This is a genomic window from Gardnerella sp. DNF00038 (genome assembly GCF_049262855.1).
Classification (GTDB): Bacteria; Actinomycetota; Actinomycetes; order Actinomycetales; family Bifidobacteriaceae; genus Bifidobacterium; species Bifidobacterium vaginale.
Genome location: NZ_CP058407.1, coordinates 1,626,663 through 1,638,193, shown reverse-complemented (window position 1 = coordinate 1,638,193; position 11,531 = coordinate 1,626,663). Strand labels below are relative to the sequence as shown.

General features: G+C 39.6%; 8 protein-coding genes, 1 tRNA gene and 1 pseudogene. 3 read left to right on the top strand and 7 right to left on the bottom strand.

Annotated features, from left to right (window positions below; translation table 11 throughout):
- The first annotated feature begins 58 nt into the window (after positions 1-58).
- A complete protein-coding gene (locus tag HXT19_RS06470; RefSeq protein WP_004137675.1) occupies positions 59-1,486 on the top strand; it encodes an alpha-L-fucosidase in 1,428 nt (475 codons plus the stop codon).
- A 106-nt stretch (positions 1,487-1,592) separates the two neighbouring features.
- Here HXT19_RS06470 and HXT19_RS06465 read toward each other — a convergent pair whose 3' ends face one another.
- The 5 genes from HXT19_RS06465 to HXT19_RS06445 form a co-directional block, all read right to left on the bottom strand.
- Positions 1,593-4,745, bottom strand: a complete 3,153-nt coding sequence (locus HXT19_RS06465; protein ID WP_101887763.1) for a glycoside hydrolase family 2 TIM barrel-domain containing protein — start codon at positions 4,743-4,745, stop codon at positions 1,593-1,595.
- A gap of 102 nt (positions 4,746-4,847) precedes the next feature.
- On the bottom strand, positions 4,848-5,765 hold the full coding sequence (locus HXT19_RS06460; RefSeq protein WP_004114082.1) for a carbohydrate ABC transporter permease: 918 nt from the start codon (positions 5,763-5,765) through the stop codon (positions 4,848-4,850).
- Between the two features lie 43 nt (positions 5,766-5,808).
- Entirely contained in the window at positions 5,809-6,741 is a 933-nt protein-coding gene (locus HXT19_RS06455) for a carbohydrate ABC transporter permease (protein WP_004120282.1), read from the bottom strand.
- Positions 6,742-6,849: 108 nt separating this feature from the next.
- On the bottom strand, positions 6,850-8,169 hold the full coding sequence (locus tag HXT19_RS06450) for an ABC transporter substrate-binding protein (RefSeq protein WP_004114086.1): 1,320 nt from the start codon (positions 8,167-8,169) through the stop codon (positions 6,850-6,852).
- Between the two features lie 342 nt (positions 8,170-8,511).
- Positions 8,512-8,757 (bottom strand): hypothetical protein, encoded by a 246-nt coding sequence (locus tag HXT19_RS06445; RefSeq protein WP_226913180.1) that lies wholly within the window; start codon positions 8,755-8,757, stop codon positions 8,512-8,514.
- Between HXT19_RS06445 and HXT19_RS06440 the strand changes: the two are divergent.
- Positions 8,651-9,607, top strand: a pseudogene (locus tag HXT19_RS06440) (ROK family protein); the annotation flags it as partial. The gene HXT19_RS06445 and the pseudogene HXT19_RS06440 overlap by 107 nt on opposite strands.
- A gap of 103 nt (positions 9,608-9,710) precedes the next feature.
- Here the strand turns inward: HXT19_RS06440 and HXT19_RS06435 are convergent.
- Both HXT19_RS06435 and HXT19_RS06430 read right to left on the bottom strand, forming a co-directional pair.
- Positions 9,711-9,783 (bottom strand) — tRNA-Lys (locus HXT19_RS06435).
- Positions 9,784-9,882: 99 nt separating this feature from the next.
- Positions 9,883-10,146 carry a glutaredoxin domain-containing protein gene (locus HXT19_RS06430; protein WP_004114090.1) on the bottom strand — a complete coding sequence of 88 codons (264 nt, stop codon included), beginning with the start codon at positions 10,144-10,146 and terminating at the stop codon, positions 9,883-9,885.
- Between the two features lie 151 nt (positions 10,147-10,297).
- On the opposite strand from HXT19_RS06430, the gene ftsY reads away from it, so the two are divergent.
- Positions 10,298-11,419, top strand: coding sequence for a signal recognition particle-docking protein FtsY (gene ftsY / locus HXT19_RS06425; RefSeq protein ID WP_020760895.1), 1,122 nt, complete (start codon positions 10,298-10,300; stop codon positions 11,417-11,419).
- Positions 11,420-11,531 lie beyond the last annotated feature (112 nt).

Below are 11,531 nucleotides of genomic sequence, written 5' to 3'. Positions count from 1 at the left end.
AGTAAACAATTGATTGTTCGATGTGAAGTTGCATTGATTGCTAAAGCAGGGTGGCAGCATGAATGAGGATTATTTAGCAAATGTAAGGCCTACAGCACGTCAAATTTCTTGGCAGCGCATGGAAATGTATGGTTTTATTCATTTTGGAATGAATACTATGACAGATCGTGAATGGGGGCTTGGTCACGAAGATCCGAAGATATTCAATCCAGATAATTTAGATGTTGACCAGTGGCTTGATGCTCTACAATCGGCAGGTATGACCGGCGTGATTCTAACTTGCAAGCATCATGATGGTTTTTGCTTGTGGCCTTCAAAGTACACCAAGCATACCATTGCGTCCTCTCCATATAAAAATGGAAAAGGAGATATTGTGCGCGAAGTTAGTGAATCAGCTTATCGACATAATATGAGATTTGGCGTATACCTTTCACCATGGGATCGTACAGAATCATCATATGGCACTGGCAAAGTTTACAACGATTTTTATATTAATCAACTTGTTGAATTGCTAACGCACTATGGTCCTATTTTTTCCGTATGGCTTGATGGTGCTTGCGGCGAGGGTGAGAATGGTAAAACGCAAACTTATGACTGGCAACGAATCTATAATACAGTCCGGGCGCTGCAGCCAGATGCTGTTATCAGTGTTTGCGGTCCAGATGTGCGTTGGTGCGGCAATGAAGCTGGTCATACGCGCTCTAATGAGTGGAGCGTATTACCTACAGAATTACGTAGTGCTGAATTAACCTCTTCAAAATCACAACAATCAGATGATGGTAAGTTCTCTCGCAAATTTGCGTCTACTGATGAAGATTTAGGGTCTCGTAAGGCGCTTGCACACTACGAAGGCGATTTTGCTTGGTATCCAGCAGAAGTTGATACCTCTATTCGCAAAGGTTGGTTCCATCACGATAATGAGGATAATAATGTTCGCAGTTCTGATGAATTATTTGATATATGGTGTAAATCTGTAGGGGGTAACTCAACACTTTTGTTGAATGTGCCACCGACACGTCATGGTTTGTTAGCAGATTCTGATGTTAAAATTTTAAAAGAATTGGGCGATAAGATTCGTAAATTCCATGGGCGCGAATTACGAGATCATGAAGCATTATCAATACAAGTTTTAAGTCCTAATACATATGAAGGAAATCCAAAGTACTTGGTTGACAGAAAACAGGGTACAGCATTGTCATCTTCTAAGCCGATTGATTTTCGTATGGTATTTACTGAACCTACTTATATTGATGGCTTAGTTATTGAAGAAGATATTAGTAAAGGACAACACGTTGAAACAGCTGAAATTCACGTTGTTGATGAATGTGGAGTAAATCATCATGTTTCAGATGTTCATGCCATAGGATATCGCAAAATTCTACGTTTTGACGCGATTCGTGCAGTATCGTTAACTGTGAGAATAACTAGTATTCGTCAATATGTAGCTCTTCAATCATGCTATCCACTAGTTGCACAAGACGAGTAGTAGAAAAGAAAACTCTGATATAAATTTATTTCAATAGCAATAAAATACCGCTGACATAGAAACTTTTTTGTAACTATATCAGCGGTATTGGCTATAGGAGGGAGGGTTAGAATAATTGCAAATCCACATTTAGAGAATATGGTTTATTGGCAGGCAAATGATATTCGGGATGCACAGGCGAGCCCCACGAATCATCGCCGCCGACTCCCATTTGTGCTGCAAGAATTCGCAAGAACATATGTTTTGAGTCGCCTAAATCACTTATATGTTGTGCTTCCTCTATCATAGTGCTGCTGTATGGAAGTAAACTTACGCAGAAGTTGCTAGTACTATTATGCCGCTGAATACGCATGCCATGCCCAGAATCGTCTGTTACGTTTGCCCATCTTACTTTTTCATGATTGCCAGTTTCTTGTGGAACAAGATATGGCATAAAATCGTCAAAAGCATTTGTTTTCCAAATCCCTAAACGTCCCGCACTGGTGCGGTCTGCATATGTTTCAACAGGACCAATACCGTAGAATTCAAGGTTTCTGTATTCTATTGGTAGCATCCATTCCAATCCAAATGCTGGAATGGAAGGTAAATCTTTTCCAGAAGGAACATAATTTAGTTCAATGTGTAAATCTCCTGATGTTTTAGACACATATGTTAAATTCACTATTGTATGATCTGCGTTAGCAAGTTCATATTTGTATACAATTTGTAGCGTATTGTCGTCGAGCTTCTCAGCTGTTTGATCTACGCATTTAGCATATTTACCTGCTACATACCATTGAGCACGCTCAAAACCATGCTTGCAACCGCGGTCATTGTCTGTTAGTGCTCGGAATGTAGTGATCAAAGGACGTTTAATCACAAATTCTCGTTCGTCAAGACGGTATGAAATAAGCCCGCATTGTGAATATGAAAAAAGCGTTTCGATCGAAGAGTTACGTGTTCCTGCGTTCCAGCGTCCAATAGTAACAGTGCCATCTTTATGTAATCGTGCATTTGATATTTGCTTAGCTTGTGATTCTGAATTTTTAGTTAATATTGTGTATTGTCCGAACGATAATTCGTATCCTTTTTGTGCCCAACGTGTAGATTTTGCAAGCGTGCACGAAACTTCAAAAGTAATTTCTTCCCCACTGCTTTGATACTGTTCTAATGGCCACTCTATGGGCATTTCAAAATCATTTTCAGGTTCCACATTACACGTATATGTTTGAGACCACATAATTTTGCCGTCAACGCGTAATTTTGCCAAGAATACGTAATTTTCAGTATTCATGAAAAGCTGATGATTTTCTATGCGAACACCATTTTCGTTTGGATATAGTCTTATATTTGCATATTGTTGTTTAGCCTCAATGGCCTTAGGACTTGGTTTTCTATCTGCGAATAATAGACCGTTGCCGCAGAATTCATAATCGGTAGGTCGATCATCAAAGTCGCCACCATATGCCAAATGCGTGGTTCCGTCTGGTAGGGTTTGTCTTATTGCCTGATCGATGAAATCCCAAATAAAACCACCTTGGTAATGCGGATACTTTTCAAGAGCAACATACTCGTTCATGTTTCCCAATGAATTCCCCATAGCATGCATGTATTCGCAAGATATATAAGGTTTATCTGGGTTGTTTGACACGTATTTTTCTATTTCATCTGCGTGAGCATACATGCGTGTTTCAATGTCGCTAGTATCGCGCCAAGACTTATCCATAGTCTGCCCTTCGTAATGCACTGGGCGATGTGCATCTAGAGCATTAGCATGATGATACATAGAACGAAATACGTCTCCACCAAAGGATTCGTTTCCGAGAGACCAAATAAGCACACAAGGGTGATTGTAATCGCGTTGAATCATGTTATCGACGCGATTTACGCACGCGGCACGCCATTCATCTCTACTTCCAGGAATAACGCATTCTGGAGTTATGTTTCCGCGCCCATCTGACCACGTTCCATGTGTCTCTAAATTAGTCTCGTCAATAATATATAGCCCATATTCGTCGCATAAATCGTACCAAGCATCTTGATTAGGATAGTGAGAAGTTCGTACAGCGTTTATATTGTGTTGCTTACAAAAAATCACATCGGAAACCATGTCATCATATGTTATTGCTCGGCCTCTGTCGCAATTAAATTCATGACGGTTTACGCCTTTGAAAATAATGCGTTTTCCGTTTAATCTCATTATGCCGTTTTCAATATCAAAATGTCTAAAACCAATCGGCTGCACTACATGTTCAATAATATTTGATTCTTTGCTTACAACATCAATATGTAAGTCATATAGCGCAGGGTATTCAGCACTCCAAGGTAGTGCTTTAGTAATAGTAGTCTGTTTTAGTTCAGTAATCGTTTGTGCAGGTAGCGTGCAGTCCCACAAAATCTCATTATTATTTGTGAATTTATCGTTGCTGTATTTATGATTTGTAATGTAAGTATGCAGTGTAATATCTTTTAAATTGTCTCCTTCTATGTTTGCTCTGAATGCGAGTTTCCCAGTATTTGTATCATTGCTATAATCTGCATCAACATGAAGATTTGATACATGGGTGGAAGGATGTGCACACAGTTCAACGGAACGGAAAATTCCGTGTAGTCTCCAATAATCTTGATCCTCTAGCCATGATGCGCTAGAAAATTCGTAGCACGCTACAACAATACTATTTTCAGAATCTTTTAAAAATTGAGTAATATCAAATTCACTCGGCGTAAAAGAGTCTTCACTATATCCAACAAACTTTCCGTTAATCCATACATAAATAGCTGTTTGTGCTCCATGGAAGGTAATAGTAGCTTTACATTCTTCGTTCAAAATCTGTTTAAGATTATTTTGTAAAACAAAATGTTTCTTATAAATTGCCACATGATTTAAGGAAGGAACATTTGGTGCTTTAACGTCCTCATGACCATCCCAAGGGTATTGAACGTTAACGTATTGCGGTTTTAATAGACCGTTCATCTGTAAGTGAGATGGAACTGAGATTGTTTGATATGAAGAATCTTCGTAATTTTTAATATCCTCATCTAAGTTTTCAGGGTTGAATACGCGGGAAGAAAGTAGCTTTACTTCCCACGTTCCATTAAGTGACTGTATTGGTGTGGTGTCATTTATTGTGTAATGATGATGTGAATGCGCTGAAATAGTGTTAACGGCAAAAACCTGAGGATTTGTTATCCAATCAGTTTTTGCATAGTTGGAAGATATGCAAGTATATGTTGGCTCATCCCAACAAGTATTGTCATTATAAATAGATGGCCTAGCCATTACATGCTCCAAATCGGTTAGTAAAAGTTAAGAATACGTATAGATTAATTATGCTTCTGACAGCATAAAACTGTCAGAAGCAATAAAAGCAGATTTAGCTGGTTACCCTTTTGTCGCTCCAATTGCTAAGCCTGATTGCCAGTAGCGTTGCAATGCCAAGAAGAGCAGAATCAGTGGGAATACGACTAGCAAAGATGCGGTAATGACTAGGTTTGGAATAATAGGCATATTGCCACCTTCATTGCCTTGAGCATTCCACTGTGCAAGACCTAATGCCAATGGATACCATTTAGAGTCTTTCAGCATTATCAATGGAAGGAAGTAATTGTACCAAATAGAAACAAATGCGAACAATGACACTGTTACCAATGATGGTTTCATAAGTGGTAATGCAACTTGGAAGAAAATGCGTCCTTCTCCAGCACCATCGATACGTGCTGCTTCTATAAGAGAAGTTGGAACACTTTGCCCTGAAAATGTCCACATTAAATATAGACCAAATGGGTTTAGTAGAGATGGAATTATTACAGCCCAAGGAGTGTTTGTTAAACCAAGCTGCGAGAAAATCAAGAACTGTGGAACTACAAGCAGTACTCCTGGAATTGCCATAGATCCTAAGATGGTTAGCAAAATAAAGTGTTTGCCTTTAAAATTGAGTTTTGCTAGAGCATATCCTCCCATAGTTGCAAACAATACAGAAATGATAGTGCCAATTATTGTGTATAGGACCGTATTTAGAATCCATCGTGCGAAAATGCCATTGTTATATGTAAATACCTCTACTATGTTGTCCCATAGAGCGAATGAGGATCCAAATGATAGACCGAATGTAGAAGCAAAATCAGCCTTAGTTTTTGTAGCATTTATGAATAGCCAAACAAATGGAACGAGAGCGTATAATAGATATAGATACACCCAGAATGTCATCATTGGACTCTTCTTTGGATGTTCAACAGTGTAGAACCTCGTGAGTGGAGGCATCGCTGCCTGATTATTTGATGATTTTGTTGTATTAATCATTTGTTCTTCCTTTTGGATGCTTCGTTGCATATTTCGTCTATGGTTAATCAGCGGTGACATTTTTGCGCATATTGCGAATTTGAATCGTAAATGTAACGACAATGACAATAATTGCCATAATCAATGCTGCTGCAGCAGCATATCCCTGTGAAGAGTCACCAAAAGCTAGATTGTAAATGTATAAGTTTGGTGTCCAACTGGTTGTAATGCCAGTGCCTCCAACCATTTTTGACAAAATTTGCGGCTCGTTGAAAAGCTGTACACTACCTATTATTGAGAAGATAGTAGTTATAGCCAGTGAGCCTCTAATCTCTGGAAGCTTGATATAACGATCTATTTGGCGATAGCTTGCGCCGTCAATTACAGCAGCTTCGTAAAGATCTGGTGAAATAGCCTTTAATGAAGAATAGAAGATGAGCATGTTATATCCAATAGCAGCCCAGCTAATCATTACTCCGATAGAAATCATGATAAATGAAGGAGAAAATGGATTTATATCAGTATGAGATATCTCATTAAAATTCTTGAACAGACCATACCTAGTTCCAAGGATGAACCCCCACATTAATGTGGAGATAACACCAGGAACAGCGTATGGAATGAATATTGAGATTCTGCACCAGTTTGTACCATATAGACGTTTCGAATCGATAGCAAGCGCTAGGCAAATGGAAATTATTAACATTAGAGGGACTTGGATTGCTGTAAATATGAGGACGCGTGCAATACCCTGCCACAATAATGGGTCTTTCAAAAGTTCGAGATAGTTTTTTGCGCCGACAAACACAGTTCCGCCAATTAATTGGTGTCCGAAGAAACTAATGTACATCGAGTATACAAGTGGAATAATAAACACGAAGGTAAAGAGAAGCAAAAATGGAAGCACGAACATCCAACCAGCAGCTCCTTCGCGTTTAATTCCATTGCGTTGCCGTGTTAAATTCGCTCGTTTATTTTTAGAAGTGTTCAATATCATTGCTTTCCCCCAATGTAAAAACTTTTCAGTTAAATTAGGTGCTGTTGGTGTTGTAGCACCAACAGCACCTTAAATGGTAATGAGTTTATTTGCTATTATTAGTAAACATTATTTGCTTACTGTGAAGCCCTGTTTGTTTCCATAGTCGATGCACAGCTTAGCCCAGTTTTCTAGCTGAGTTTGCAGTGATTCGCCTTTGGCTACTTTTGCATAATCCATATTGTCACCATATAGATCACGCACTTTTTCCATGAACGGAAGGTACTGCCATCCTTCTCCTACTTTTTGAGCTGAATCGGCAATAGGCTCACGGTACTTCTGGTCTCCGAAGTAAGGGTCAGTAGAAGAGAGGAATTCGTTATTCTTAAGTACGGAAACATTTGGAGGGAATACTCCAGCATCAACGCGTGCTTTTACGCCTTCCTTATCGTAGGCAAGGAAGTGCAAGAATTTCCAAGCCCATTGATGATTCTTTGCTTTCGCTGGAATAGCAAAGCCAGAGCCGCCGTTTTCTGCGCTCAACTGTTCGCCCGCTTTCCATTGAGGCATAGGGGCAACACGGAAGTTTCCAGCTTGTTTTGGAGCGCGATCTTTAATGCTAGAGGTGAACCATCCTCCTATGATTTGTGTGGCAATAGTTCCATCGTTTAAAGCTCTGTTCCAATCATCGGACCAAGTTTTGATATTAGTTGCAATCAATCCTTCTTGAATCATCTTCTGATAGTAAGATACAGCTTCCTGCATCTTTGGATCTTTTACGTTAATATGAGCAGTGGTTCCGTTCACCTTAAATGGATGCCCTCCAGCTTGCCATACAAGAGATAGCAATGTGAAGATATCGCTTGCGTCATTTGTTATGTAGTACTTGTCTCCGAGCGCTTTTACTTTCTTAGCTGCTTGGTAATATTCTTCCCAAGTTTCTGGTACTTTGCTTACTCCTGCTTTTTCTAATATTGCCTTATTGTAGAACATAACGCTTGGACCGTAATCCATTGGAATTGCGTATGGCTTATTGTTGAAGCTGATGTCCTGCCATGCGCCTTTCACAAATGTGCCTTTATCATTATTTGCGCCAAGAGTGCTTAAATCTACAAGTTTGTTTTGAATTGCGAAATAAGGAACTGTCAAGTACTCAAATTCCATAACGTCTGGAATTCCCGATCCAGCTTGAATGGCTGTATCCAGAGCCTGATAAGCGTCTGTTACAGTTTCTACTTTAATTTTTACGTTTGGATATTTCTTTTCAAATATTGCTGCTGCTGCTTTTGTTGGTGTTGTATTACCAGTCCACACAGTGAGGTTAACAGGTGTTTTAGTATCAACTTGCGCTGATGAACTCGAGTTATTGGTGTTACCGCATCCAGCAAGCGATAGTAGAGCGGCGCTCGCTGCTGCAATGATGCCAATAATTTTCTTTCCACTATGCATGGCGCTTCCTTTCTTTGAAGCTTTACTTGTCGACTTTGACGAGTTGTGTATTGATTGCCGGCGGCATCTATGTCGTAGGAACATTCAATGTTAACTATCTTAACAAATTATTTATTTGTTGTAAAGTCCAAGAAATATACAAATACTTGTGTGTATATTGGGATGAAATTATTGTTAATAATTATGGTAATTATGCCTAGCGCGTATGTGTTACAGCTGGCTACAATGGTTGAGAGTGTACAATATAGTTTATTGTGAAATTTTGTTGTGAGTACATGTGCTGACAACATTTTTCCTGATGATTTGGCCTATTGGTGGGATGGTACGATGTAGTACTTACTTTCAGTATGCTGCAACAGCCCTATACTTGAGGAGTGTCATGTTTGGAACAACTGATGATAATGCCTTGTCTTGCTTTCTATCACCTTCTATGACAGTTACTAAAAAACATGAACCCGCTGATGTACGAATCAATAATCGCATGATGGTTTTTGGACAAATTTTTTCATCATGTCCTATGTCTAGAGCACAAATTGGTAGGAAAACTGGATTATCGCGAGTTGCTGCGTGCGAAGTCGTGTCTGACATGTTAGATAAACACTTTCTGATGGAAAATGGATATGAACAACCAACGCGACCTGGTAAAAAAGGAACTTTAGTAAGTGTAGATGATCAATATTGGAATGTGGTTGTTCTGGACTTATCAATGCCATTTTTGTTGCAAGCTGCTGTAATGAATTTACGCGGTGAAATTGTAACTAGAGTTGAAAAATCCTTTGATAAAATTACTGCTATTACGCCTGAAACTGTAATTGCTTTGGCTGAGTCACTACTTGATGGTGCCTCACATATACTTGGTTTTGGTGTTGCTGTCCCAGGTATTGTTGATGAAGATGGTGTAGTAGTTGAAACTGCGAATTTTGGGTGGAAGAATGTGCCTTTACGCAAGATGTTTCAACAACATTTTGGTAAGTTCTGTACGGTAGATAATGATGCAAATAGTGCTTTGATCGGTGAACGTTTTTGTGGAGCTGGCAGAGCAACTGGCATTTTTGTTCAAATCGCTGTTGGCGTAGGCGCAGCATTGTTAATCGATGATTCGCTCGTTTTGGGGAGTCATCATGCTGCAGGCGAAATCGGTCACGTAGTTGTTGATCCAGATGGTCCACAATGCACGTGTGGTAAGCGTGGTTGTTTAGAGACTTTTATATCTGCAGCAAACTTACGAAGAAGAATTAATGAGAATCCTTTAGACAGGACGACAATGCTACAGGAAGCAGGTCGTTCACTTGGACATGTGCTTGCTCCGTCTGTTAGCTTACTTGATTTAGATGATGTTTTTGTATACGGTTCAAAAGATATTGTTGACGATATATTTTTAGGTGCGACTGAATGTGCAATTAATGCCGAAGCCGCCTCAACATTACAAAACCATTCTATTCGTGTGCAACAATGTTCTTGCGGTGATGACATAGTTTTACGTGGTGAGAGCATTGCTGTTGTGCAGGCAGTGCTTCGAAATGCAAATGAGTATAAAAAAGTGCCCCCTGTGGGACTCGAACCCACAACCCAAGACTTAAAAGGACTCTGCTCTGCCAATTGAGCTAAAGGGGCAACAAATGCCTAGTGTACTACATTTTGTAGACTAATCCAACTCATGTCTACATGTAGCGTGTGTTTTGTGGCAAGTTGCTGCAAAATTGCAGGCAAAAATCACAAATTGATCTGTCCTAATTCTTCAAGTTTTTCTTTAATCTGAGTTGCAGTCGGCTCAACCATAAAACTTCCATCGCTAAAAGTAACGACAGGAATATGCTTCTGCCCACTAATATCAATAGCCTTTTGTTCGGCGCCTTCTTCAGATTCAATGTTATGCCAAGTAAAAGCAGCATTAAACTTATTAAGCGCAGCTTTAGCTCTGATGCAATCGCCACACCAATCTGCTCCATAAACATCAATCAATGGCGAGTTTTCCATACGCAATACCCCAATTCAATTTCTGATTACAAAATTAACTTACAAAAGCATTGTATTAAAATGCTAATATTTACGTGATTTTTGCTTACTGTAGCAACAGTCTTCGTTACATTCTAATCAACTGTCCCTTTAATTTCATAGTCTTTATTATATGAATATAGTTATGGATTTAGATTTGATTATATGGTCCACTGTTGGCACAGTTGTTTTAGCAGTGCTTTTAGTGACTGCGGCAGTTGTGCTGAGAATTATCAGTAAGTCGCGAGGTCCTTTAATACCTACTAGCAAAGATAATCCACTGCCTAGCGTAGCTAAAAGTGATAGTAATGTTGACCAATCTGCGCCTGAAAACGTTGCCTCTCGAGTTACAAGATTGCGTTCTAAACTTGCTAATAGTGCGAATCCTTTTGGTCGTGCTCTGTTCAATATATTGAGCAAAGATAATCTTAGTGAAGACGATTGGCAAGATGTAGAAGATACGCTTTTAATGGCAGATGTTGGAGCACAGGCAAGTGATGAATTGGTTGAATCACTTAGAAAAGATGCTAGGATTTCTGGAACAGCAAGCGCACAAGATGTACGTGAAATACTTCGTGCAAAATTGCTGGATATCGTTGGTGCCAAAACAGATAGAAGCCTAAATGCGGATTCTTCTAAAGCTCATAAGCCAAGCGTAATCATGATGGTTGGTGTAAATGGCACTGGTAAAACCACTACTGCTGGAAAGCTTGCGCGACTAATGGTTTCTAAAAATCGTTCTGTAATATTAGCTGCAGCAGATACTTTCCGCGCTGCAGCTGCCGACCAGCTTGAAACTTGGGCAAATGCTGTAGGTGTTAAAATCGTTCGATCCGAAAAAGACGGTGCAGATCCAGCTTCTGTAGCATTTGACGGTGCCGCCAAAGCTAAGGAATCCAATTCAGATGTTTTGATTGTAGACACGGCTGGAAGGCTGCAAAATAAGGCAAATCTTATGGACGAGCTTGGCAAAATTCGCCGAGTTATTGAAAAAACTGTTCCTGTAGATGAAGTCCTTTTGGTTCTTGATGCTACAACTGGTCAAAATGGCATGGTCCAGGCAAAAGTTTTTGCTGAGGCAATTGGAATTACAGGTGTGGTTTTAACTAAGTTAGACGGTTCCGCGAAAGGCGGTATCGTGGTTTCTGTTCAAAAAGAGTTAGGCGTTCCTGTGAAGCTTGTCGGATTGGGAGAAGGTCCAGACGATCTAGCTCCATTCGATCCAGAAAGTTTTGTGGATGGAATATTGGATTAATCTATCGTAATTAGTTATTAATCACGCAGCGCCAGTTGAGTAGAATATAAAAGAACATATAAAATAGAATATTGAAGACATAACCGCCGAGGGTTGTGTATTGTGAGGTGAA